General features: G+C 59.0%; 28 protein-coding genes. 19 read left to right on the forward strand and 9 right to left on the reverse strand.

Features of this window, described 5'->3' with window-relative positions:
- Window positions 1-35 precede the first annotated feature (35 nt).
- The 5 genes from AC2FJ5_RS13265 to AC2FJ5_RS13285 form a co-directional block, all read right to left on the reverse strand.
- Entirely contained in the window at window positions 36-554 is a 519-nt protein-coding gene (locus AC2FJ5_RS13265) for a DUF3035 domain-containing protein (RefSeq protein WP_271952136.1), read from the reverse strand.
- 50 nt (window positions 555-604) lie between these two features.
- Window positions 605-1,075, reverse strand: coding sequence for a signal peptidase II (gene lspA / locus AC2FJ5_RS13270; protein WP_496729587.1), 471 nt, complete (start codon window positions 1,073-1,075; stop codon window positions 605-607).
- A complete protein-coding gene (purH, locus tag AC2FJ5_RS13275) occupies window positions 1,075-2,664 on the reverse strand; it encodes a bifunctional phosphoribosylaminoimidazolecarboxamide formyltransferase/IMP cyclohydrolase (protein WP_496693041.1) in 1,590 nt (529 codons plus the stop codon). Before purH ends, lspA begins: the two co-directional genes overlap by 1 nt.
- A 22-nt stretch (window positions 2,665-2,686) precedes the next feature.
- Window positions 2,687-4,426, reverse strand: coding sequence for a heparinase II/III family protein (locus AC2FJ5_RS13280; protein WP_496793636.1), 1,740 nt, complete (start codon window positions 4,424-4,426; stop codon window positions 2,687-2,689).
- Between the two features lie 90 nt (window positions 4,427-4,516).
- The gene (locus AC2FJ5_RS13285; protein ID WP_496793637.1) at window positions 4,517-5,773 is read right to left on the reverse strand and encodes an RsmB/NOP family class I SAM-dependent RNA methyltransferase; all 1,257 of its coding nucleotides are present in this window, start codon (window positions 5,771-5,773) and stop codon (window positions 4,517-4,519) included.
- Window positions 5,774-5,862: 89 nt separating this feature from the next.
- Between AC2FJ5_RS13285 and AC2FJ5_RS13290 the strand changes: the two genes are divergently transcribed.
- Window positions 5,863-6,045 carry a DUF1674 domain-containing protein gene (locus tag AC2FJ5_RS13290; protein WP_271952127.1) on the forward strand — a complete coding sequence of 61 codons (183 nt, stop codon included), beginning with the start codon at window positions 5,863-5,865 and terminating at the stop codon, window positions 6,043-6,045.
- Here the strand turns inward: AC2FJ5_RS13290 and AC2FJ5_RS13295 are convergent, their stop codons facing one another.
- Window positions 6,046-6,903 carry a LysR family transcriptional regulator gene (locus tag AC2FJ5_RS13295; RefSeq protein WP_496793638.1) on the reverse strand — a complete coding sequence of 286 codons (858 nt, stop codon included), beginning with the start codon at window positions 6,901-6,903 and terminating at the stop codon, window positions 6,046-6,048. It abuts the gene before it with no gap.
- Window positions 6,904-7,001: 98 nt separating this feature from the next.
- On the opposite strand from AC2FJ5_RS13295, the gene tmpA reads away from it, so the two are divergent.
- From tmpA to AC2FJ5_RS13310, 3 genes are read left to right on the forward strand one after another with little or no spacing between them, the layout of a single operon-like run.
- A complete protein-coding gene (tmpA, locus tag AC2FJ5_RS13300) occupies window positions 7,002-8,138 on the forward strand; it encodes a 2-trimethylaminoethylphosphonate dioxygenase (protein WP_496793640.1) in 1,137 nt (378 codons plus the stop codon).
- Entirely contained in the window at window positions 8,135-8,725 is a 591-nt protein-coding gene (gene tmpB, locus AC2FJ5_RS13305) for a (R)-1-hydroxy-2-trimethylaminoethylphosphonate oxygenase (protein WP_142640030.1), read from the forward strand. The genes tmpA and tmpB overlap by 4 nt, the downstream gene beginning before the upstream one ends.
- Window positions 8,722-9,390, forward strand: coding sequence for an ureidoglycolate lyase (locus AC2FJ5_RS13310; RefSeq protein WP_496793641.1), 669 nt, complete (start codon window positions 8,722-8,724; stop codon window positions 9,388-9,390). Before tmpB ends, AC2FJ5_RS13310 begins: the two co-directional genes overlap by 4 nt.
- Before the next feature lie 25 nt (window positions 9,391-9,415).
- On the opposite strand, the gene dapB is transcribed toward AC2FJ5_RS13310, so the two are convergent.
- A complete protein-coding gene (gene dapB, locus AC2FJ5_RS13315; RefSeq protein ID WP_496693047.1) occupies window positions 9,416-10,225 on the reverse strand; it encodes a 4-hydroxy-tetrahydrodipicolinate reductase in 810 nt (269 codons plus the stop codon).
- A gap of 91 nt (window positions 10,226-10,316) precedes the next feature.
- Here dapB and rbfA point away from each other — a divergent pair, with 91 nt between their 5' ends.
- The 14 genes from rbfA (at window position 10,317) to AC2FJ5_RS13385 (ending at window position 20,964) form a co-directional block, all read left to right on the forward strand.
- Window positions 10,317-10,712: a 30S ribosome-binding factor RbfA gene (gene rbfA / locus AC2FJ5_RS13320; protein WP_142640024.1), complete on the forward strand. Its 396-nt coding sequence runs from the start codon at window positions 10,317-10,319 to the stop codon at window positions 10,710-10,712.
- Entirely contained in the window at window positions 10,709-11,446 is a 738-nt protein-coding gene (locus AC2FJ5_RS13325; protein ID WP_496793642.1) for a phosphodiester glycosidase family protein, read from the forward strand. Before rbfA ends, AC2FJ5_RS13325 begins: the two co-directional genes overlap by 4 nt.
- A gap of 60 nt (window positions 11,447-11,506) precedes the next feature.
- Entirely contained in the window at window positions 11,507-12,412 is a 906-nt protein-coding gene (truB, locus tag AC2FJ5_RS13330; protein ID WP_496693049.1) for a tRNA pseudouridine(55) synthase TruB, read from the forward strand.
- Between the two features lie 21 nt (window positions 12,413-12,433).
- On the forward strand, window positions 12,434-12,937 hold the full coding sequence (locus AC2FJ5_RS13335) for a DUF1643 domain-containing protein (protein ID WP_496793644.1): 504 nt from the start codon (window positions 12,434-12,436) through the stop codon (window positions 12,935-12,937).
- Window positions 12,938-13,031: 94 nt separating this feature from the next.
- Window positions 13,032-14,045, forward strand: coding sequence for a calcium-binding protein (locus AC2FJ5_RS13340; protein ID WP_496793646.1), 1,014 nt, complete (start codon window positions 13,032-13,034; stop codon window positions 14,043-14,045).
- 145 nt (window positions 14,046-14,190) lie between these two features.
- Window positions 14,191-14,460 carry a 30S ribosomal protein S15 gene (gene rpsO, locus AC2FJ5_RS13345; protein WP_142640015.1) on the forward strand — a complete coding sequence of 90 codons (270 nt, stop codon included), beginning with the start codon at window positions 14,191-14,193 and terminating at the stop codon, window positions 14,458-14,460.
- A 689-nt stretch (window positions 14,461-15,149) separates the two neighbouring features.
- Complete coding sequence (locus AC2FJ5_RS13350; RefSeq protein WP_496793647.1) at window positions 15,150-15,359, forward strand: hypothetical protein; 210 nt, start codon at window positions 15,150-15,152, stop codon at window positions 15,357-15,359.
- Between the two features lie 316 nt (window positions 15,360-15,675).
- Window positions 15,676-16,029 (forward strand): ArsR/SmtB family transcription factor, encoded by a 354-nt coding sequence (locus tag AC2FJ5_RS13355; protein WP_142640011.1) that lies wholly within the window; start codon window positions 15,676-15,678, stop codon window positions 16,027-16,029.
- On the forward strand, window positions 16,010-16,432 hold the full coding sequence (locus AC2FJ5_RS13360; RefSeq protein WP_496793648.1) for an SRPBCC family protein: 423 nt from the start codon (window positions 16,010-16,012) through the stop codon (window positions 16,430-16,432). Before AC2FJ5_RS13355 ends, AC2FJ5_RS13360 begins: the two co-directional genes overlap by 20 nt.
- On the forward strand, window positions 16,429-16,797 hold the full coding sequence (locus AC2FJ5_RS13365) for a DUF1761 family protein (RefSeq protein WP_496709469.1): 369 nt from the start codon (window positions 16,429-16,431) through the stop codon (window positions 16,795-16,797). Before AC2FJ5_RS13360 ends, AC2FJ5_RS13365 begins: the two co-directional genes overlap by 4 nt.
- A 236-nt stretch (window positions 16,798-17,033) precedes the next feature.
- Window positions 17,034-19,184, forward strand: coding sequence for a polyribonucleotide nucleotidyltransferase (pnp, locus tag AC2FJ5_RS13370; RefSeq protein ID WP_496697763.1), 2,151 nt, complete (start codon window positions 17,034-17,036; stop codon window positions 19,182-19,184).
- Between the two features lie 173 nt (window positions 19,185-19,357).
- A complete protein-coding gene (locus tag AC2FJ5_RS13375; protein WP_142640003.1) occupies window positions 19,358-19,630 on the forward strand; it encodes a PepSY domain-containing protein in 273 nt (90 codons plus the stop codon).
- A gap of 23 nt (window positions 19,631-19,653) precedes the next feature.
- Window positions 19,654-20,184, forward strand: a complete 531-nt coding sequence (locus AC2FJ5_RS13380) for a helix-turn-helix transcriptional regulator (RefSeq protein WP_496729595.1) — start codon at window positions 19,654-19,656, stop codon at window positions 20,182-20,184.
- A gap of 48 nt (window positions 20,185-20,232) precedes the next feature.
- Window positions 20,233-20,964, forward strand: coding sequence for a glycosyltransferase family 25 protein (locus tag AC2FJ5_RS13385; RefSeq protein ID WP_142640000.1), 732 nt, complete (start codon window positions 20,233-20,235; stop codon window positions 20,962-20,964).
- Between the two features lie 71 nt (window positions 20,965-21,035).
- Here the strand turns inward: AC2FJ5_RS13385 and AC2FJ5_RS13390 are convergent, their stop codons facing one another.
- Window positions 21,036-21,686 (reverse strand): peroxiredoxin, encoded by a 651-nt coding sequence (locus tag AC2FJ5_RS13390; RefSeq protein ID WP_142639998.1) that lies wholly within the window; start codon window positions 21,684-21,686, stop codon window positions 21,036-21,038.
- 207 nt (window positions 21,687-21,893) lie between these two features.
- Between AC2FJ5_RS13390 and AC2FJ5_RS13395 the strand changes: the two genes are divergently transcribed.
- A complete protein-coding gene (locus AC2FJ5_RS13395) occupies window positions 21,894-23,333 on the forward strand; it encodes an aldehyde dehydrogenase family protein (RefSeq protein ID WP_496793650.1) in 1,440 nt (479 codons plus the stop codon).
- A 12-nt stretch (window positions 23,334-23,345) separates the two neighbouring features.
- On the opposite strand, the gene AC2FJ5_RS13400 is transcribed toward AC2FJ5_RS13395, so the two are convergent.
- A complete protein-coding gene (locus AC2FJ5_RS13400; protein WP_496793651.1) occupies window positions 23,346-24,245 on the reverse strand; it encodes a cation diffusion facilitator family transporter in 900 nt (299 codons plus the stop codon).
- Between the last annotated feature and the right edge of the window lie 48 nt (window positions 24,246-24,293).

Consider the following 24,293-nt stretch of genomic DNA (forward strand, 5'->3'; position numbering starts at 1 on the left):
GCGCGGGTTCAACCCCGATGACGGAAAGTTAAGAATTATTCATTGACCGGCGGCGCTGATGGCGTTTCGATCCCAGCGTTCCGCGCAGCCTGGGTTTGCTTGTTCGGATCTATAGCCCAGCGACGGTAAACCTGCGAATATCGGTCTACGTTGAACAGCCGCAGACGGGTCCAACGCCCCTGACGCTTGCGGAAATCCGCATCTTCTTGGTTGACGACTTGCCGTGTATTTGACGGAACGCCATATCGGCTGGAGGCCGTGACAAGCGCGCCATCAGAGGCAGGCACAGCGGTATTTGGATTCGAAGCAGCCGGATTCCCGCCCAGCGCGGCAATAGCATCCCCTGTGGGATTGGCATCGGTCAGGTTGGTGCCACCCGGTGTCGGTGCGGGCAAAGAGTTGTAGTTCTCGGGCTGGGTCAGAGGTTTGACCGGCAAAATCGCAAACTCGTCCGGGCCCGGGCCCGGCGGCTCGAGGTGGCGCAGACCGATATCCGAACATCCCGCAACCGCAAGACTCATAGTCACAACAAATATGGAACGCGGCAACCGCATGAAAGTCTCCAGCCTGTTTCAGGCGCTTTTATCGTATTTCCAAACCCGCGTCACGAGGGCTTTTTCCTATCAAACAGCACCAACCCGAACGCACCTGCGAATATGAATACATCGGCCATATTGAACACATAGGGGTTGTCGAAACCACAGCAGGACATGTTCAGAAAATCCAGCACATATCCGTACAACACGCGGTCCACCACATTGCCAATCGCACCGCCGATCAGCAGGCCGCCACAGACCAACATGAACTTTGAGGGGGCCGTGCGCATCAACCAAATCAACACGCCCACTGAAATCACCAGTGAAACTCCGATCAGAGCCCAGCGCGCGGCGTCGCCATTGCCCTGAAACAGGCCGAAATTGATGCCGCGATTCTCGCCATATCTGAACACCAGAAAGGGCGGCAGAACGCTGATCGGCCCTTCGGCCACGCGCATCACATGAACGACCAGGTACTTGCTGATCTGGTCGATCAGAAACGCGGTCAGCGCCGCCCAGAGGAGCAATCGGGCACGCATCAGTGACGGAAATGCCGCATGCCGGTAAAGACCATGGCCAGACCGGCCTCATCTGCGGCGGCGATCACGTCGTCATCTCGCATCGAGCCGCCAGGCTGAATCACGCAGGTGGCCCCGGCCTCTGCGGCCTCCATCAAACCGTCGGGAAAGGGGAAGAACGCGTCCGACGCCACCGCTGAGCCGATGGTCAGCGGCTGTGGCAGGCCTAAAACATCGGCCATGCGCTCGGCCTTCTTGGCCGCGATCAGGGCCGAATCCACGCGGCTCATCTGGCCAGCGCCGACACCCACGGTCGCGCCGTCCTTAACATAGACGATGGCGTTGGATTTCACGTGCTTTGCCACCTTCCAGGCAAACAGAAGGTCGCGCATCTGTTCATCCGTCGGGGCCTTTTTGGTGACAACCGTCAGGTCATCCATGCCGACGAATCCGTTATCCTTGTCTTGCACCAACAAACCGCCCGCGACCTGACGCACGGTTTTGCCACCAGCGGTCACATCCGGCAGGCCTTCGGTCGTCAGAAGGCGCAGGTTTTTCTTGGCGGCAAAGATCGCCTTGGCCTCATCCGAGGCGCCAGGTGCGATCACAACCTCGGTGAAAATCCCTGTGATCTCCTGCGCGGTTTCAGCGTCCAGCGGCTGATTCAGGGCCACGATCCCGCCAAAGGCCGAGGTACGGTCACAGTCGAACGCGGCCTTATAGGCGTCCAGAAGCGTGCCTCCTGTCGCAACGCCACACGGGTTGGCATGTTTGATGATGGCACAGGCCGCACCCTTGACGGGATCGAATTCCGCAACCAGCTCAAACGCCGCATCAGTGTCGTTGATGTTGTTATAGCTCAGTTCCTTGCCCTGATGCTGAAGGGCGGTCGCCACACCGGGTCGGTTGGTACCGTCGGTATAAAATGCAGCGGTCTGATGGCTGTTCTCGCCATAGCGCAGTGTCTGTTTCAACTCGCCCGCAAAAGCGCGGCGTTTGGGGGCCTCAAGCTGCAGCGCATCAGCCATCCAGTTCGACACGGCGGTATCGTAAGCAGCGGTGCGGGCATAGGCCTTTTGGGCCAACCACTGACGGAAACCATATGCGGTCTTGCCGTAATTCTCGTCCAGCTGATCCAACAGCGACGAGTAATCCTCGACATCGACCACGACATTGACGAACGCGTGGTTCTTGGACGCGGCACGGATCATCGCTGGGCCGCCGATGTCGATATTCTCGATACATTCGTCATAGCCAGCGCCTTTAGCCACGGTCGCCTCGAACGGATAGAGGTTCACTACCAGCAGGTCGATCGCGTCGATGCCGTGTTCGTTCATCGCGGCGATATGGGTGTCATTGTCACGCAAGGCCAGCAAGCCGCCATGGACCATCGGGTGCAGCGTTTTGACCCGGCCATCCATCATCTCGGGGAAACCGGTGATCTCGCTGACATCCTTCACCTCCAACCCCGCATCGCGCAACGCTTTTGCTGTGCCGCCGGTCGACAACAGCTCGACCCCGCGGTCGGCCAGCGCCTTACCCAGCTCGATCAGCCCGGTCTTGTCGGATACGGAAAGCAACGCGCGGCGCACGGGGTGAAGATCGGTCATGGGTCCAAAGGTCCTTTTGGCGTCAGTCAAACTCGGGCTCGTCCCGGTGCAGGTCACGCACGGCAAAGGCTGTATCCTGCGCCTTGCTCAACGTCCACCGGATGCGCGTCGCATACTCCATTGCGCGGCCAGATAGAACGATCTGTTTTGTCGCGCGTGGCTTCAAACGGCCCTTTTCAAGATAAACACTTGGCTCGATTGACAATTTCCCCACGCCATCATGGCGGAACACCCAAATCTCACCGCTTTTGAGCGCCATTGACACCGCCGCACCGCCCAAATCTATCGCCGCATCCACGTCCGGATGTAGATGAAACCGGATGTCAAAGCCGATACCAGTCAGGTTTGACGCGTCCAAAGCCTTGTCAAATTGCCGCTTGGCCTTGTCGCTGGTGGTCAGCAGAATATCCTCGCCGGTCAGTTCCCGCCCGTCAAAGCGCAGCTCGAACGTTCGGGCATGGGTCAGGCCGAACACTTTGGTATAGCCATCATGCCCGGCCATGAACCGGGTTCCCTCGAACGCGTCTTCGAACTCGACCGGAACATCCTTTGGCGCGTCGACCAGCCCTTCACGTTCCGTACCAGGAACAGCTGAGGTCAGACGCGCACTTGAAAAGCCGTCAAGACAAAGTGTCGAATGCGACGGCGTGGCGCGCCCGGCCCGACGCCATTCCAGCCCAAAGGTTTCCCCAGACCCACAATTCACAATCAGAGGTCGGCGGCCCGAGGTCAGCTCGAACGCCAGGGTCGACGCATGTGCGTTATATGACGCATCCCCTTTGGGCGGCGAACTGGCATCAATAATCACACTGGTCCGTGCCGCATAGAGACGGGCAAATCCCATGGACAGGCCGTTCTCGCTCTGCGGTCTGACGCCGCTTTGCGCCAGAGCCTGATCCAGACGCCCCTCGACCCCGCGCCCGCCCCCGTGGAAACGGGCCAGTGCACCATCCGAATGACGCAGATTGCGCATGGTCGGGGCCATCCGTTTAATCGCATTCGCCTGCGCCCCAGGTGTACCCCGCCCCAAATCGCTAAGTGCCGCCGATGTCCAGGCGAGCAGCGTGAAGACTTCCAGCAGCTCCTCGGGGTTACGCGTGGAGATACCACCTTTTTGATCTATCTGACTGTCACATTCCCGCGCCAGAGCGCGCAGGGCGGGCTCTGCCATCTGCTCAAGCCCTTCCAAAGCCAAACCGGCCTGCACCAGACCGGCTAGCGCCTCGAACCGGGGCAGGCCAGGCGTCGCAGCATGCCAGCGTTTCGACAGGAACCAGGCCTGCTGAGATAGCGAACTGAAAAAGACCTTGCTTTGTTGCTCATCCACACCGCGCAGCAAAAAGATCGCGTGATTGATCCAACGCATCACTCGCCGGCCTGTCAGATCAGGTGCCCAACCGGGCCCGTGCCCGCGCCCATGTGCTTCGATCCAGCCCCAGACCCAGCGTTGCGCCTTTTCGCGCGCCCGGATGTCGCCAACAGCCGCCAGATCATCCAGCCAGGCAAAACCGTGGCGTTCATCATCGAATCCGGTGCTGGGCGCGGTGACATCCCATAAGCCTGTATCCTGCGCCTCAACCAGATAGCCCGAGAACAGCAGGTTCCCAGCCACCAACTGACGCCCGCGCGCAAATGATCCAACCGTGCGTGGTTCCGGATCGCCCACAAATCCGGTAACGGCCTTGCGCCGCTGACTGAGCCGCGCATAAAGCCGGTTCTGAAACCGCGACCATCGGTTTGCCATGGTGTCCGAATTTGACATGACGCTCGTTACTCTGCCCCTTGCGCTCTGCTGGCGCCTGAGACCCAACGATAGACCGGAGCAATCGTCAAGTCATCGAAAAGCGTGCCTTCAGGTTGATTTCGTCAGGCAGGCGATATAGAAGCCGTCCATGCCGCCTGTCCCCGGCCAATAGTCAGGCCGCAGACGCAAACCGCCCTCTTCGGTGATCCAGCCGGCTTCGACCCCCGCGACCTGCAAAGCGGCCCGGTCCGCTTGCATATCAGGATACATCTGTAGCGCCTCTTCAACCTGCACCTCGCCTTCATCGGGCAGTAACGAGCAGGTGCAGTACACCAACCGCCCGCCCGGTTTCAGAAGGGTCCAGGCATGGGCAAGCATCTGTGTTTGCAGCTCGATCAGCGCGCCGAATTCCGACCCGTCCTTGGCAAAGGGCAGATCAGGATGGCGGCGGATCGTGCCGGTGGCGGAACAGGGCGCATCCAGCAGGATGGCGTCATACTGACCCTGGTGTTCCAGCGCGTCAGCCGCGATGACCGTAGCCATCAGGCCCGTCCGCGCCAGGTTCTCGCGGACTCGTTCCAGCCGCGATTCCGAGATATCCAGCGCAGTCACATCGGCCCCCGCAGCCGCCAGCTGCAACGACTTGCCACCGGGCGCAGCGCAAAGGTCCAGAATTTTCTCTCCGGCCTTGGGCGCCAGGACTCGGACAGGCAGTGCGGCGGCGGCATCCTGAACCCACCAGTCACCGCGATCATATCCCGGCAGAGCGGACACCTGCCCCGCATCCCGAACCCGCATCGAACCGGTCGGAAGCATCTCACCCGGCGCGGTTGCCCCTGGCTTGATCGAAAGATCCAGCGGCGCGCCCTCGAAATGCGCCAGCTCCATGCCGGTCACGGCCTCGGCACCCCAGGCCATGATCAACGGATCGCGCAGCCACTCGGGCAGGCGCGGCACACGCATTTTCGGCCAAGCCTCTGGCCCTTCCGCCGCGACCTTGCGCAGAACCGCGTTCACCAACCCCTTGAGCCGTCCATGCTTGCGCGAGCGACCGACAATCTCAACCATGGAATTTACGACGCCATGCGCTGCCTCGCCATGGCACAGCTCAACCGCTCCCAGACGCAGGGCATTATGCACGGTCAGGGCGGGGGTGCGGTTCAGGTGATTGTCCAACAGACGGTCGGCGCGTTCGAGCCCACGCAGCGTTTGCAACGCCAGCCGCTGTGCCCGCGCCCGGTCTTCTGGTGCCAATCGCTCCAACGCACCTGCAGCCAGACATTCTGACATCAGCCGCCCCTCACCCAAGATCTGATCCAGAAGGTAGATTGCGCTGCGTCGCGCGGCCGTTGCGTTATCGGACATTGAATCGCCTTTGATGTGACCCTCGTCCGCATTGCCAAGGGCGGACGGGGGCGTATATCAAGCCAATGCACTGAAAGGAACCCGATGTCATGAATGACGAGCCCAAAGACCTGCCGCCTGCCGCCCAACGCGCGCTGGCCGAGGCGGAGGACCGCCGCCGCAAGGCCGAAGCCGACGCAAAAGCGCAACCCAAAGAGCTGGGCGGACGCGACGGCCCCGATCCTGCACGTTATGGCGATTGGGAAAAGAAAGGCATCGCGATAGATTTCTGATCAGTCCCCGCACAGGGCCTGCAGAAAATCCGCGATGAGCGCCCGTTGCTTATTGGATTTCGCACGCTCTTCGGGCCAAGTCAGCCAATAGCCATCTTTTGCGTTCAATTCGGGCAAATCCAGTCGACGCAACCGTCCCGCTCGCAAGTCCGATTGCGCCAAGGGCATGGATCCCAACACAACGCCCAAACCCTGCCGGGCCGCGGAAATCGCGTGTTCCATCGAATCAAAGCTGATTTTCGAAGGCGGCAGGTCGGTCTGAGTGGTGTTTTTCGCCCAATCACGCCAGCCGGGCCTTTCACCGCGCAGATCAATCAAGGGCACGGACCAATCCACACCCGGCGCTGCCATCGGCACTAGCACTTCGGCCGCAATCAGTTCGGCATCGCGCCCGGGCCACGCCCCACGCCCATAGCGGATTTGAAGCCAAGTCCTCTCTTCATCCAGCGAAGACCGTCGCGCTACAGAATCTGTCAGCACCCGCACTTTGGGGCGCAGGACGTGAAAACGTGCAAGAGCGGGTATGACGAGGGCCTTAATATGGGAAGACAGGCCAGCCACCCGCAATTCGCGCGGGGATTTTCCGAAAAGGTCTTCGGTATTGCGCTCGAGCGCTTGCAAGCTGTCCTGGACCAGCGGCAGATAGCTTTCGCCCTCGACGGTCAGAGATACACCGCGCGCCTCGCGCACAAACAGCGTGCGGCCCAACCAGGCCTCAAGGTTGCCGATGCGCTGACTGACAGCAGCCTGCGTTAGACCGAACTCGCGCGCCGCTGCCGAGAATCCACCCAACCGCCCCGCCGCTTCGAATACGCGCAACCAGTCCAGAGGGGGCAAGCCAATCTTCTTTTTATCCATAAGTTTTTCCAGGCCTCAGCAGCAACAAGGATTAATTGTCGTAATGCCACAGGGGGCGTATATCCTCAAGCAAAGCCCGCGCGAACAGGAGAAACCCCATGCTGCGCTCTGCCACCCATACTCCGTCAATCGTCACCGTGGAATTCGATACAGGCCCAAGTACCCGCTTTCACGCCATCTGGCTACGCGACAACGCGCTTGATCCTGACACACGGGCACCGGGCAACGGACAGCGCCTGATCACCATTGGCGATATCCCCGCCGATACCATGGTCAGCGCTGCCTCAGTGGCCAACGGCGACCTCACCGTCACATTTCAACCCGAAAACAAGACTGTCACTTTCCCCGCTGATTGGCTGGCTGCGCATAGCTATGACCAAGAGGACAGCCGCACCTTTGGCCGCACCGCGCCCGGGATCACCACCTGGGAGCAAGGGCTCGACGCGCCCAGCGCCGACTGGAGCGACGTCCACGCCAAACCCGCAGCCAAGCGCGGCTGGCTGGCAATGGTCGCCGAATACGGGTTTGCCAAACTGACCAGTGGCCCGACCGAACCGGAATCCCTGTTGAAGGTGGCTGATCTGTTCGGATACGTCCGTCAGACCAACTATGGCCCCTATTTCGAGGTTCGAACCGAGGTGAACCCGACCAACCTGGCCTTTACAGGGCTTGGCCTGCAGGCGCACACGGACAACCCTTATCGCGACCCGGTACCGACATTGCAGATCCTGTACTGCCTGGAGAACAGCGCCGAGGGTGGCGATTCCATTGTTGTGGACGGGTTCCGGGCGGCGGAAAAACTGCGCGATCAGAACCCCGATGGATTTGCGCTGTTGGCAGGTTTCCCGGCGCGGTTCGAATACAAGGGCTCGGACGGGGTCTACCTGCGGTCGCGCCGCCCAATGATTGAGCTATCGCCCGATGGCGAGTTGATCGGTATCCGCTTTAACAACCGCTCGTCGGCTCCGTTTGTGGACATCCCTTTCGATCTGATGGAGGCCTATTACGCCGCCTATCGCCAGTTGGGTGAGATAATCGACGATCCGGCCATGGGCGTGTCGTTCAAGCTGGAGCCGGGTGAAAGCTTCATCGTTGACAACACCCGCGTCCTGCACGCGCGTCTGGGCTATTCCGGCGCCGGATCGCGGTGGTTGCAAGGCTGCTACGCCGACAAGGACGGCTTACTGTCAACCCTGGCGGCGATGGAACTGGCGACACTGGAGGCGGCGGAATGAAACCTGATTTCTCGACCCTGACCCCCGACAATATCGTGGCCTTCATCGGGGATATCTTTGACCGCCGCGGCGGCGAGGAATATCTGGGCGAACCCGTCACCATGGCAGAACACATGCTGCAGGGCGCGACCATTGCCGAACAGAACGGCATGCCCGAAGAGATCATCGTAGGGGCATTGCTGCATGATATCGGTCATTTCACATCCGAATTCGGCACGTACCACCCCGACGACACCGAAGACCGCCATCACGAAGATGCAGGCGCCGAGGTGCTGGAACAGTTCTTTCCGTCAGTTATCACCGATTGCTGCCGCTATCACGTGGCGGCCAAACGGTATCTTTGCGCTACCAAGCCCGAATATTTCAACCGCCTGTCCACGGCTTCGGTTCATACACTGGAACTGCAAGGCGGGCCGATGAGTGCCAGAGAAGTTGCCGAATTCGAGCAGAACCCGAACCTGAAAGAGATCATTCAGGTGCGTTATCTGGACGAAGCAGGTAAACGTGCAGACATGGAAACCCCCGATTTCAACCATTTTGCGCCGATGGTGCAGCGAATGGTCGAAAAATATCAGGAGCTCACATGAACGCCCCAGAATACATTTTTGAGGCCAACACCAAACCCTCCCTGCCTTGGCACGAGGTCCCCTTGATCCGTGCTACAGACCAGACGGTCAAGGACTATGGCTGTCTGGTCGACGACCCCGAAGAATTCGAAATTGAAATCGTCCGTTGGCCGCAACAGGGTTGGCGGTCCATCGACGAAGGTACCGGCGATGAGGCCGGTTGGGTCGAAGGCACATTTCATGGTGAGTGGAAAGGGGACGTCCTTTACGGCGAGAACGAAGCGGTCAACGGCCACTATGTCCTCGGCTGGTCCACTGATCCGCAACAGGCCAACGCCAACCGGCAAACTGCTCCGCGCGATCAGGTTCTGCTTTGGCACATGAACTATCACCCCGATGGCGGACAGATGTTCTGGCCGATCGACAACAAGCCTTTCATCATCCCTGCCGCATTGCCGGGCGACAATCTGACACCGGATAAGGTGGTGGCCTTTTGGTGTGATGGGTCACGCGGGCTGTATATCCATCCTGGCATCTGGCACGAGGGGATATTCCCGGTCGAGGACAATCAGCGTTTTCTGGATCGGCAGGGCAAGGTTCACGCGCGGGTCAGTGCGGATATCGGCAAAGAATTCGGCGTCTATCTCGCCTGCCCTTTGCGCGCAGATAAGATCCGAGAGTTGTAGTCGGTCTGTCGGCTCCCGGGTGGTGTCAAAGCCCCAGAACATCCACCATGTCATATTGGCCGGGGGATTTGCCCTGCCCCCACAGTGCCGCCTTCAGCGCCCCACGGGCAAAGATCGCCCGGTCGGTGGCCAGATGGCGCAGCACGATGCGTTCGCCCGGTGCTGCGAATAGCACGTCGTGTTCGCCCACAATGTCACCACCCCTAATGGCATGGAACCCGATATCGCCCCGCTTGCGCGCGCCGGTCATACCATCGCGGCCCCGATCGGACACCTCAGCCAGATCTACACCACGCCCTTCGGCAGCGGCCTCGCCCAGCATCAGCGCGGTGCCCGAGGGCGCATCGACCTTGTGGTGGTGATGCCCTTCGATCACCTCGATATCGAAATCTTCATCCAACGCGGCAGCGACCTTTTTGGTCAGCTGTACCAGCAGGTTCACACCCAGGCTCATATTTCCCGCCCGCACGATCACCGCATGACGTGAGGCCGGCTCCAGAGCGGCAATCTGCTCGTCACTCATCCCGGTAGTGCCGATCACATGCACACAGCGCGCCTGGGCCGCCAACGCGGCGAATTCCAGCGTCGCCTCGGGTGCGGTGAAATCAATCACGGCCTGCGCCTGGGCAAAGGCCTCCAGCGGATCGTCGGTCACCGTGACGCCCAGCGCTGCACCGCCCATGGCCACGCCCACATCCTGCCCAACCCAATCATGACCCGTGCGCTCGACCACGCCGACCAGACGGGCCTGATCACTGTCGGTCACGGTCCTGATCAACATCTGACCCATACGGCCCGAAGCCCCTGTGATGACGATCCCCGGAATATGGGTCATTGCGCTGGTCCTTTCGCATTGATTGGCTCAAAGCCTCCTACCCGGTTCGCACCCGCTTGGCAAAGCCCCGCTTTGCGCTTAGATCGGGGATATGGCTAAGAACAAATTCCACGATGGCCCCGGCCCGTCCCAACGACAGCTGCGTGTCGGCGAACTGATCCGCCGCACCCTGTCCGAGGTTCTGGCGCGCGGAGATGTCCACGATCCCGACCTGAATCGCATGTCAATCACCGTGGGTGAGGTGCGCACCTCACCCGATCTGAAGATCGCCACCGCCTTTGTGCTGCCCCTGGGCGGCAAAGGGCAGGAGGATGTAATCGAACTGCTGGCCCGCAACAAACACGAGCTGCGGCGCATGGTTGGTAAAAAGGTCGGGCTGAAATTCTCCCCCGATCTGCGATTCCGGCTGGATGACACATTCGACCGTTTGGATGACACCCGCCGCATGTTCGATCAGGACGCGGTGCGCCGCGATCTCGACGAGTGATCCGGGCATTTGTCACTTTGGGCGCTTTCCTGTGGGCGGCACAAACCGGGGCAGTGACATGCGAAAAGGTCACGCATAGTGACAAACGCTACACTGTCTGCGAGGTGGATGCCGCGAATGAGGACATGCGCTTGTTCCTCAATGACGAGAATGGCGACCTGCTAGGGCATTTCTCGGCGGTGAATGAGGCGCTGGAGCCCGTTGGCAAGCGTCTGGCCTTTGCGATGAACGCAGGCATGTATCACGACGACCGCTCGCCCGTCGGCCATTATGTCGAGGACGGGCAGGAGCAGATGCGTGTGATCCCGAACCCCGGCCCCGGAAATTTCGGCCTTCTGCCCAACGGGGTGTTCTGCATCCGCGAGGGCCGCGCCGACGTGTTCGAGACGCTGGACTTTATAGATCAAGCCCTCGAATGTCGCTTTGCCAGCCAATCCGGCCCGATGCTTGTCATCGACGGAGAGCTGCACCCAAGGTTCCTGCCTGATTCGACGTCTGTTTATGTGCGCAATGGCGTGGGCACCAGCGCCGATGGCACCCGCGCGGTGTTCGCCATTTCCGAGGATTACGTCACCTTCCACCAATTCGGCAGCCTGTTCCGCGATGTGCTGGAAACGCCGAATGCGCTGTTCTTCGACGGCAATATCTCTCGCATGTATGACCGGGCGAACAGCAGATCCGATGTCGGGTTCTCGCTGGGGCCGATTGTCGGTGTGGTTGAAGACACGCCCTGAAATTGACAGGGCCAGACCGATCCGCTAACTCGCGCGCCTCGGCATAGAACAAGGTGCACAATGGGACGCAAACGCAAGGGTCGCGACATTTCCGGTTGGCTGGTGGTGGACAAGCCCGCGGGCATGACCTCGACCGCCGTGGTCAACAAGGTGCGCTGGGCAATGGACGCAAAGAAGGCGGGCCATGCGGGCACGCTGGACCCCGAGGCCACCGGCGTTCTGGCCGTGGCTTTGGGTGAGGCGACCAAGACCGTTCCCTATATCACCGACGCACTCAAGGCCTATACCTTCACCGTGCGACTGGGTCAGGCCACCAATACCGATGACGCCGAGGGCGAGGTGATCGCAAGCAGCGATGCGCGCCCTTCGGATGATGACATCAAAGAGGCCCTCGCGCCCTTTATCGGTGAAATCATGCAAGTCCCGCCGAAATTCTCGGCGGTGAAGATCGACGGGCAGCGTGCCTATAAACTGGCCCGCGATGGCGAGGATGTGGAATTGGCCGCCCGCCCCTTGTGGGTCGAGGAACTGGTTCTGGTTGATCGCCCAGATGCCGACCACGTCATGCTGGAAATGACCTGCGGCAAGGGTGGTTATGTCCGATCGATCGCGCGTGATCTGGGCGCGGCGCTGGGATGCTACGGCCATGTCCGCGAGCTGCGCCGTATCTGGTCCGGCCCGTTCGAGACCAAAGACGGACTGAGCATTGAACAGATCGACGAGATGGCCAAAACCACCGCGCTGGATGATTACCTGCACCCGCTGGAAACTGGCCTATCGGACCTGCCCGAACTGAAATGCACCCCCGAAGGTGCGACCCGTCTGCGTAACGGCAACCCTGGTATGGTTCTGGCGTCCGATGTGGAATACGGGGATGAGGCCTGGGCCTCGCTGGATGGTCAGGCGGTGGCGGTCGGCATCTATAAATCCGGCGAATTGCATCCCAGCCGGGTGTTCGTCACGTAATCTGCGTGCTAGTCGAAACCCATGATCACGCGCACACATACCAAGGGCGACGCGCCCTCGACCGCTGTTTATTCGGATTGCGAGAGATACCGCTATAGCCTGACGCGCATCTGGGATCCGTCCGGGCGCAAGGCGCTGTTTGTGATGCTAAACCCCTCAACAGCGACCGAGGTGCAAAACGATCCAACGGTTGAACGCTGCGAACGCCGGGCACGGGCGCTGGGGTTCGGGGCGTTTCAGGTCACAAATATCTTTGCCTGGCGCGATACTGACCCGCGCAAGATGCGCGCCGCCGCCGATCCGGTGGGGCCAGAGAATGACACGGCCATTCTGGAAGGCGTAAATTGGGCCGATCAGGTCATAGCTGCCTGGGGTACCCATGGCGCGCATTTGGATCGAGGCACCGCCGTCGAAACCCTGCTGCGCGACACCGGTCAGCCGATGTACCACCTTGGGCTTACCAAGGACGGCCACCCCAAGCATCCGCTCTATATCGCTTACACGCAAAACCCCGAACCCTGGTGACAAAGGGTTAACCACAAGCTCAGCTAGGCTTTGACCAAAGCCCTGATTGCATGAGACATTTCACCCTCGAAGCAATGCGTTCAAGGAGGTTGTCATGTTTCTGATCGGATTGCTGAGTCTGGCAGCTGTCGGCGGGGCCGCCTATGCCATCGGCGATGTCTTTGACATAGATGAAGATCCCGGTGAGGACGATGTCGCCGACGACCAGCCTCCTGCGGTCGAAACCGGCGAATTCCTTGACGTCGGTGAGAATGTCGAGGAACCCGAAGCGCCCGAGATTTCGACCGGGACGATCATATCCGAAATCGAGGGCGACATGATCATCGCGGGTACCGAGGATCTGGACATCCTGACCGGCCAGGACGGCGACGATCAGATCAATGGATATGCGGGGGATGACACGATTTATGGTGGCGAAGGCGATGACACCCTGCATGGGGGAACAGGTGCAGATTCGATCTTTGGCGACACTGGCCAGGATGTCATTCACGGCGAAGCGGGCGATGATCAAATCTCGGGCGGTGAGGGGGATGATGCTCTTTTCGGGCATTTCGGCGCAGATCACCTGGAGGGTGGGATGGGCGAGGATGAGCTGTATGGCGGGCAAGATGACGACATTCTGACCGGCGGTGAAGGCGATGACGCACTGCATGGCGGGTTTGGTGATGACCGGTTGAGCGGTGGCGAAGGCGAGGACGTGCTGTTCGGCGGTGATGGCGACGATATTCTGGACGGTCAGGATGGAGGGCACCCCGACGCGGTGGATTTCCTGAACGGTGGCGCCGGGGATGATACGATCATTGCTGAAAGCGGGGATATCGTAACCGGAGGCGAAGGCGATGATGACATCGCTGTTTCGCCCGAACCGGATGACGACGCCGTAACCGTCATGGATTTTCAGCCCGGTCAAGACAAGCTGCTGATCTCATGGGAAGGTCAGGAAAACCCGGACATTCAGATCAAGACAGACACCGAAGACGAGAACCTGACCCATGTTATTGTCGACGGGCAGAACGTGGTGCAACTGATCGGGGCAGACGGAGTCAGCGCCGATGACATTCAACTGATATCCTCAGGCGATCTGGCGCAGCTCAGCGCGCTGGGCTGAATTTCCAGAATCCCTTTGCCATTGACCGCAAATGCGCCTATATGCGCGCATCCGTGTCGGAATCGATGCGGTTTTCTCCATGGGCCTGCGCTGGACGACATCCCGGCCTGTGCCATCAACCCTAACCTTTTCAAAGGAGACCCCGATGTCGATTACTGCCGCTGAAAAAGATCGCGTCATGAAAGAATTCGCAACCAAGGACGGCGACACCGGTTCGCCAGAAGTCCAGGTTGCCATCCTGACCTCGCGCATCACCACCCTGACCGAGCACTTCAAGACCCACAAGAAAGACAACCACGGTCGCCGTGGTCTTCTGAAGATGGTTGCCCAGCGCCGTAAGCTGCTGGACTATCTGAAAGGCAAAGAAGAAGCACGGTACCAGGACCTGATCAAAAAGCTGGGCATCCGCCGCTAAGCGCGCGCTGCTGTTTTTGATACAGACGCTGAAAAGCCAATAGATCATGATACGCTCGCCATTCGGCGGGCGTATTTGGTTTTGGGGTTCTCTACGACCTTGAAGCAAAGCCTTTCGCTGCCTTATCGATGACCGATCACGACAACATCTCGGACGATGGAAACTTTTTTCGCGCCGTGTGATCCACTTCACCGACAAGCTGCTCAAATCGCTGCAGTCTAGGAACTGTAGTGAGTAGGCGCTTATTTTTTTTCGAGCGTTAGGTTTTTCATAGTCCTCCCTTTTCAGGGCGCGCCCACAATGGGCGCGCCCGTTTTTATTGGGAGCCACGGTTCCGCCTGCTTACACGATAGAATCGCCCCTAAAGGCGGCCGCTTTTTTGCCTTCAGGACCGTTGAATTTGCCCGTGATGAACAGGTGTCAAATTGTGACGTTGCGTCGCAGAATCTCAGCGCTGGTTTAGAAAGTTGACGTAAACGTAAGCAACGTCGTGTTTTTTTATCAGAGAGTCAAAAAATGACGCGAAAGGCCAATATCTTCCCCCTTTGCACAGGATCGGTCGGTTCCTAAATGCCGCCTGTCGCTGCGGGTACACACTCACGGCAAACGGTCTTTGAGCCCTCCCACCCTCGTGGTTCGGACTGGCCCGCAGCGACAGTGTCTGACGACTATTTTACTGGAGTTTAACAATGCCTCTAAAATCAGTTTTGAACCGCGTTTTTGCAGCTAATCTTTCCCAGGCTCCTAAATCAGAAAAAAAGTCAACAATGGTCTCTGGCACAGATGGCATCGTAAAAAAAATGTCCGAGGTGGAAACTGCCGCAATCCTCCGCGGTATACTGAAAGAAGAAGAACTGGGGTTTCCCCAACCGCGTAGCAAAGAAGATTCGTTGCAATAGGCCCAGACCCGCTTTGATCCCGGATATATGAAAACCGCTTTCTGCACGATCATAATAGAATGGATCTTCTTCTTTAAGCTGGAGGCCGGGGCCAATACGGTCCGATCTCACCCGTAATCAGTGGCTCCACCAACATCGGTAGCCACACATGTCCGCCCCAAAGTTTACCTGATTCAGACTGTATTCGGCCACATCGGTACCGATCATGGCCAAACCCTTATCCAAAGGGTGCATTTGGCGACTGGTCAATCAGGGTTTCAACATGTTATTCACCCAAATGGTTGACTGAAGCAGAATAAGGTTGTAATTCATCCAAATGGTTGAACGAGAGAGTCGATATGACCTCAATGCAATATTGAAGGCCGCGTCCGACCCGACCCGCCGCGCTATTCTAACAATGCTTGCGCAGCAGGGACCTTTGCGGGTGACGGACATAGCGCGGCAATTCGATATGAGCCTCAACTCGGTCTCCAAGCACATCAAGGTGCTGGAAAACGCCGAGCTGGTGCAGCGCCGGACCGAATGGCGCGAACATCTGATCGAGGTTCAGATGGCTCCTTTATCAGCCGTTGATTCTTGGTTTGCCGGGTTGCGTTCGATTTGGGCGCTTCGGCTGGACGCCTTGGAAACTGCTTTGGAGGACCCAGAAGATGACGGACCTGTCACTTGAAATAACGCGCGCCATTCCACATCCACCCGAAAAGGTGTTTGATGCTTGGCTCAACCCCGAGATGCTGGCAAAATTCATGCTGCCGGCACCGGGCATGACCGTGCCCGAAGCGCATTCCGACGCCAAGGTCGGCGGCCGGTTCAAAATCATCATGCGCGCGCCAGAGGCTGGCGATCTGCCGCATGAGGGCGAATACAAGGTCATCGACCGCCCCAACCGTCTGCAATTCACCTGGAATTCGCCCTACAGCCAAGACGATTCCACGGTCACACTGGATTTCACACTCACCGAAAAGGGCACCGAGCTGCGGCTGCACCACATCCGCTTTCCGTCGCAGGAAAGCCGGGACAATCACGAGGGCGGCTGGACCGCTATCCTTGCGGCGCTGGAGACGGCACTATGATCAACTGGCTGGCCCTCGGTGCAGGGGTGGTCGCTGCCTTTTTGTTGGGCTGGCTGGTCTACGGCCCTATGGGCTTTCAGAAACGCTGGGCCGAAGGCACCCGCATCGACCCGACGCCGCCCGAAACCCCGCCACTGGGCGCGATGGCCACACAGATCGTGTTCCTGATCCTGCTGGCTGCGGTAATCGCGGTGACCGAGACTACCAATAGCCTGGGCGTCGCCCTGCTTGCGATCCTGGCCGTCGCGGCGCAAGCGGCATGTGTCGGGACATGGGCGCAGAAAAGCGGCTTCGCCATTGCGGTCGACACCGGCTATGCGCTGGGCTGTGGTATCGTCATGATCCTGGCCCACGCGATCCTGTAGGATCGCAGCGCATGCCCGATCCTCGATGGATCGGGCATGCGCCCTTTATACCCTTACTCTTCCTCGGAACTCCTGCCTTTCCAAAGCCCCCAAACTGCTGTATGGGCGGTCCATCTGAGACGTTGTGCTCTGACTCCGGCACTCGAATGGAAGATAAAGTGGGGTCGGCGGCAATGGGGCCGCCACGCAAACGGGAGACCCGCAGGGGCGGGAGTGCTCCCTTCTAGGATACGCAAATGTTTGATGTAACAAAGAAATCAATTCAGTGGGGCGAAGAGACGCTGACACTGGAAACCGGCAAGGTTGCCCGTCAGGCGGACGGCAGTGTGATTGCCACGCTGGGCGAGACCAGCGTGATGGCAAACGTGACCTTTGCGCGGAAGCAAAAACCCGGTCAGGACTTTTTCCCGCTGACCGTCCACTACCAAGAGAAATATTATGCCGCCGGTAAAGTTCCGGGTGGCTTTTTCAAGCGCGAGGCGCGCCCGACTGAAAAAGAGACGCTGACCGCGCGTCTGATCGACCGGCCGATCCGCCCGCTGTTTGTTGACGGCTTCAAAAACGAAGTTCTGGTGATGTGCACCGTCCTCAGCCACGATCTGGTCAACGACCCCGACATGGTTGCGATGATCGCAGCCTCTGCCGCGCTGACCATTTCCGGCGCACCGTTCAGAGGCCCGATTGCTGGGTGCCGCGTTGGTTTCGAGGATGGCGATTACATCCTGAACCCGACCGTAGACGACATGCAGGACCTGCGCCTGAACCCTGAACAGCGTCTAGATCTGGTTGTTGCCGGTACCAAAGACGCCGTGATGATGGTTGAATCCGAAGCTTACGAGCTGTCCGAGGCCGAGATGCTGGGTGCGGTCAAATTTGCACATGAACAGATCCAGCCGGTGATCGACCTGATCATTTCGCTGGCCGAAGACGCGGCAAAAGAGCCGTTTGATTTCCAGGCGCCCGATTATTCTGAGCTGTCCGCTGCCGTTAAGGCCGCCGGTGAAGAGCAGATGCGCGCCGCCTTCGCGATCACCGACAAGCAAGAGCGCACCGCCGCTGTTTCCGCTGCCCGTGACGCGATCAAGGAAGCCCTGACCGAGGAACAGCTGGAAGACGCGAACCTTGGCTCGGCGATGAAAAAGCTGGAAGCAGGCATCCTGCGCGGCGACGTCGTCAAAGGCGGTAAGCGGATCGACGGTCGCTCGACCACCGATATCCGCTCGATCGTTGCAGAAACCTCGATGCTGCCGCGGACACACGGCTCGGCCCTGTTCACCCGTGGTGAAACACAGGCGCTGGCAGTGACCACGCTGGGCACCGGTGATGATGAACAGTTCATCGACGCCCTGCACGGCAACTTCAAATCGAACTTCCTGCTGCATTATAACTTCCCTCCGTATTCGGTTGGTGAAGCGGGTCGCGTGGGCCCTCCGGGTCGTCGTGAGATTGGTCACGGCAAACTGGCATGGCGCGCGTTGCAGGCGGTTCTGCCTGCGGCAACCGACTTCCCCTACACGATCCGCATCGTGTCCGAGATCACCGAATCCAACGGCTCCAGCTCGATGGCGTCGGTCTGCGGCGGTTCGCTGTCGATGATGGATGCGGGCGTTCCGCTGAAAGCACCGGTTGCCGGTGTTGCCATGGGTCTGATCCTGGAAGATGACGGCGATTACGCGATCCTGTCGGACATTCTGGGTGACGAAGACCACCTGGGCGACATGGACTTCAAGGTTGCGGGTACCGAAAACGGCATCACCTCTCTGCAGATGGACATCAAGGTTGCGGGCATCACGCCCGAGATCATGGAGAAAGCCCTGGCGCAAGCCAAGGACGGCCGGATGCACATCCTGGGCGAGATGGGCAAAGCCCTGTCCGAGACCAATGATTTCTCGGTCCACGCACCGCGCATCGAGACCATGAACATCCCCACCGACAAGATCCGTGAAGTGATCGGTTCCGGCGGCAAAGTCATCCGCGAAATCGTCGAAGTCTCGGGTGCCAAGGTCGACATCAACGACGATGGCGTGATCAAGATCGCCTCGCCCGATGGGGAATCGATCAAGAAGGCCTATGAGATGATCCATTCGATCGTTGCCGAACCCGAAGAAGGCCAGATCTACACCGGTAAAGTGGTCAAGATCGTCGACTTTGGTGCTTTCGTGAACTTCTTTGGCAAGCGCGACGGTCTGGTCCATGTGTCCCAGATCGAAAACCGTCGCCTGAACCATCCATCGGATGTTCTGAAGGAAGGCCAGGAAGTGAAGGTCAAGCTGCTGGGCTTTGACGACCGCGGCAAGGTGCGCCTGTCGATGAAAATCGTCGATCAGGAAACCGGCGAAGAGATCGCACCTGAGAAGAAAGAAAAGAAAGAGGAAGGCGCAGAATAATCTGCTCGCCCCTCTGATTTCTCGAAAGACCCCGGCTTTGTCCGGGGTCTTTTTTTGTTCAGTCAGCATAAACCTTGGACCAATTCCGCCCAATTCAACCGAAATCCAATCGCACCACCGGCAAGGCGAACCCACGTCTTCTACATCGACGCAACAAATCTAGGAGATGCGAAATGGAGACCTTCAAAATGCTGACTCTGACCGGACTGATCGCGACCGCCCCGGTGCTGGCTTTTGCCAACGTGACAGTCGGGGACAAGCTGGGCACCACCGAGACCGATATCCGCACCACTCTCGAGGCGCAGGGATACCAGATCGAAGAGATCGAATTCGAAGATGGCGAGATCGAGGTTGAACTCGTCAAAGATGGCGTGGAAACTGAACTGGTCCTGAACAAGACCGATGGCGTTGTCACCGCGATCGAGCTTGAAGAGGACGACGACTGACCAGACAGTCTTAAAGGAGCGCTATGAAGATTTCACAGACGTCTATACTCTGGCTCCTTCTGGTGGTGCAGGCTGTCTGCGCCACCTTTTTCCTGACCGATGCGGCGCTAGATTGGTTTGGCGGCGAAACTGCCGGGTTTCGGCATTTGCACCAGTTCGAATTGTTCCTGTCCCTGGCTCTGATCGGTGGTTTGGTGGCGACAATCACCCTGATCCGGGCTCAGAGCTTGCGCGTGCAGGACATGCAGCGTCAACTGGGCGTGGCGCAGGGCGCGTTTTCGCAGGTCATCGAAAATCAATTCACGCAGTGGCAGCTCAGCAATGCGGAACGCGATGTCGCAATCTTGTCTATCAAAGGTCTGTCGATCGCAGAAATCGCCGAGCTGAGACAGACGAAAGAAGGGACTATCAAGGCACAAAGCGCTGCGATTTACCGCAAGGCGGGTGTCTCGGGACGGCTTCAACTGCTCAGCTTTTTTGTCGAAGAGCTTTTGTCCGAACCCCTAGTCAACACGTCCTCATCGTCAGAACCCGCCGACCAGAGCCAGGCTTAATCCACGGTTGCTCTTTCCCCGCCTGACGCGGTGTTCTATGCACGGGGCATGCGATCCTTTGTCATCCATATGTCCTCGAGCACCGCGCGCCGTCCCAATGCTGATCAGCTCTGCGCGGCCCTGCCCAATGCTGAACTGTTTGAGGCCGTAAATGGCCGCGACCCTGACCAGATTTCCGGTGTCGAACTGCATTCCGGAAATCTGCACCGCCCGCATTACCCATTCCCCTTGCGACCCGCAGAAATCGGCGTGTTCGAAAGCCATCGACGCATCTGGCGCAAGCTGGTCGAGGACGATATCGACCTGGCCATCATCACCGAGGATGACCTGCGCATAGATCGGGCGCGAATGGAACAGGCGCTTGGGTTGCTGGCCTCAATCGCCACCCCCGATCACTATATCCGCATCCCCGTAAAACAGCGCGAAGTACCGGCACAGGTCCTGGCAGAACAAGATGGCCTGCGGCTGATCCTACCCAAGGTGATCGGCCTGCAATGCGTATGTCAGATGGTGGGGAAAAACGCCGCCGAACGCCTTTTGGCGACCACCGACCAAATCGACCGCCCTGTCGATACCTTCTTGCAGATGCACTGGCTGACAGACCAGCCGGTTCACGCCTTGCAAGGCAGCGGAAATCAGGAAGTGGCACAGGAAATCGGCGGCTCGACCATTCAGACAAAACCGCCCCTGTCAGACAAATTAACCCGAGAGTTCAAGCGCGCAGCCTACCGCGCCAAGCTGCACCTGCACCCGCAGCGCCCGCCTGCTTCATCTGGCTGAAAATACCTTCCGGGGGGAATCGCGCCACGAGGCGCGATGGGGGGCAGACAGCCCCCCTGACCTGGGCCGTCTTACGACGGCGCCTTGGTCTTGCGCAGATAGGGGAAGATGGTCTCGAACTCGCCAAACTTTGCTTTGGCGTCGTCGTTTGAGACAGCAGGCGGAATGATTACGTCTTCGCCAGGCACCCAGTTCGCCGGGGTAGCCACGCCTTTCGACGACATCTGCAACCCGTCCAGTGCACGCAGAATCTCGGCAAAGTTACGTCCCACAGTCATAGGATAGGTCATCGACAGCTTCAGTTGCTTATCCGGCCCGATGATAAAGACCGACCGCACGGTCGCGCTGTCGGCCGGGGTACGCCCGTCCGGCAAATAGGCCTCGGCGGGCAGCATGTCGAAGGCCTTTGAAACGGCCAGACCATCATCGGCAATGATTGGAAAACCGGGATGCGCGTTGCCATAGGCCTCGATATCCTTTTTCCACTTCTTGTGATCTTCGACGCCGTCAACCGAAACGCCCAGGACCTTGGTGTTGCGCGCGGCCCACTCATCGCTTAGCTGCGCGACGGCCGAAAACTCGGTGGTGCAGACAGGAGTGAAATCCTTGGGGTGCGAGAACAGAATGGCCCAGCTATCCCCAATCCAGTCGTGGAACTGAATGGTGCCCTGATCCGTTTCTGCAGTGAAATTGGGAACGGTGTCGTTGATGCGCAAACCCATGAAGCATCTCCTTTGCTAATTACAAAACCGAGTCGGTTGTCCAGAACCTAATCACTTTGCGCCGATGTTAAACAGTCAGCAAGTCACTTTAGCCCTAGGCCAGACCTCAAAATTCCATTTGATCAAATCGCGCTTGCCGGTTTCCTGAAGGCCTGACACAGTGGCGCCGAACCAAGAATCCCCGTCGCATGGTCAGGAGGATGCACCATGATCGAGAAACGCAATTTTTACATCAACGGTCAGTGGGTTGCCCCATCGGTTACGCATGATTTTCAGGTCATCAACCCCTCGACCGAAGAACCATGTGCCGTGATTTCGCTGGGCGATCAGGCCGATACGGACGCGGCTGTTGCAGCGGCCAAGGCGGCGTTGCCCGGCTGGATGGAAACCCCGGCGGAAACCCGCATCGCGATGGTCGAAAAGCTGATCGCGCTTTATGCCGAACGGTCCGAGGATCTAGCCCAGGCAATGTCGTTGGAGATGGGCGCCCCGATCGACATGGCGCGTAGCCAGCAAGTCGGAGCAGGAAGTTGGCACCTGGCAAATTTCATCCGCGCTACCAAAGCGTTTCCTTTCGAGCGGCCGCTGGGCGATCACGCTCCCAACGACCAGATCATCTATGAGGCCGTCGGTGTCGCCGCCCTGATCACACCGTGGAATTGGCCAATGAACCAGGTCACGCTGAAGGTCGGTGCGGCTGCGATTGCGGGCTGCACAATGGTTCTGAAACCCTCGGAGCAAAGCCCGCTGAACGCGATGATCTTTGCTGAGCTGATGGATGAGGCCGGATTCCCGCCCGGTGTCTTCAACCTTGTCAACGGTGACGGGGTTGGCGTCGGGTCTCAGCTGTCCACGCACCCCGATGTGGATATGGTCAGCTTTACGGGATCCACCCGCGCGGGCACGGCGATTTCCAAAGCCGCAGCCGATACGCTGAAGAAGGTGCATTTGGAACTGGGTGGCAAGGGTGCAAACGTGGTCTTTGCCGATGCGGATGAAAAGGCCGTCAAACGTGGCGTGCTGCACATGATGAACAACACCGGTCAAAGCTGTAACGCCCCTAGCCGGATGCTGGTTCAGCGTCCCATCTATGACGCGGCGGTGGAAACCGCAGCTGAGGTTGCCAAAGGTGTCACCGTTGGCCCGGCGATGGAAGAAGGCCGCCATATCGGCCCGGTTGTGAATGAGCTGCAATGGGGCAAGATTCAGGACCTGATCCAAAAGGGTATCGACGAAGGCGCGCGCCTTGTCGCTGGTGGCACTGGCAGGCCCGAAGGGCTGAACAAGGGCTATTACGTGCGGCCCACGGTCTTTGCCGACGTCAACAACCAGATGACCGTCGCCCGCGAAGAGATCTTTGGACCGGTTCTGACCATGATCCCTTTCGATACCGAGGAAGAGGCCATCGAAATCGCCAATGACACACCTTATGGGCTGACCAACTATGTCCAGACGCAGGATAACGTCCGTGCCAACCGCATGGCCCGCGCTTTGCGGTCGGGTATGGTCGAGATGAATGGCAAATCCCGCAGCGCGGGTTCCCCGTTCGGCGGCATGAAACAATCCGGCAACGGGCGCGAAGGCGGCGTCTGGGGGCTGGAGGATTTCCTTGAGGTCAAGGCCGTCGGCGGCTGGGCTGCCGAGTAACCCACCTGCCGTCTAACCTGTTTTCGGGGCCCGTGCGCTATCTGCGCCGGGCCCTTTAGACTCTGAATCCGGCTCGAGATGAATCACAAAAACCGATCCGGGGAACTGATCGGTCAAAGCGTCTTCGATATCGTCACAGATATCATGGGCCGTCGCCACGCTCATGCCACCGTCAACGACCAGATGGAACTCGACAAAGATCATGCTGGCGGATCGACGGCCCCGCAGGTCGTGATATTCCAGCGCCCGGCCCAGATTTGCATCGATGATGCTCCGCACCTCATCCAGTTCGGGATCAGTAAGGGACACGTCCATCAGACCGTCAATCGACTTGCGAATGACCTTCCATCCCTCCCACAGAATGTTCAGGGCGACCAGAATGGCCAGGATCGGGTCCAGGATCAGCCAGCCGGTGGCAAGGGCCAACACCAATCCGATGACAACGCCCACCGAAGTGAACACATCGGTAAAGATATGCTTTGCGCTGGCCTCAAGCGCCGGAGAGGCGTGCTGCCGCGCGACCCGCAGCAACATATAGGCCCAGGCACCGTTGAAAGCGGTTGCCAGCACATTGATTGCCACCCCGGTCAGCGGGGCCTGGTCCAGATGCGACGATGACAGCGCGGCAACGGCCTCTCGCAGGATTAGAAGTGCCGCCAGCACGATCAGCACACCTTCGACAACAGCAGACAGGTATTCGGCTTTCTTGTGCCCAAAGGGGTGATTATCGTCAGGAGGTTTGCCGCCGATCGAAACCGCAAAGAACGCCAGCAAGGCCGCGACCACATTGACCACGGATTCCATCGCATCGGACAACAAGGCGACTGATCCCGTCAACCACCAGGCCAAGAGTTTCAAGGCCAGAACCGCGATGGAAATCGGGATCGACCACAGGGCAAATTTCTGGATCATCGCATTGGTGTCCTGCAACCTTGGGACAGGTCTATCACTTTGTTCGAT

It is taken from the genome of Ruegeria sp. CDSA221 (assembly GCF_059611825.1).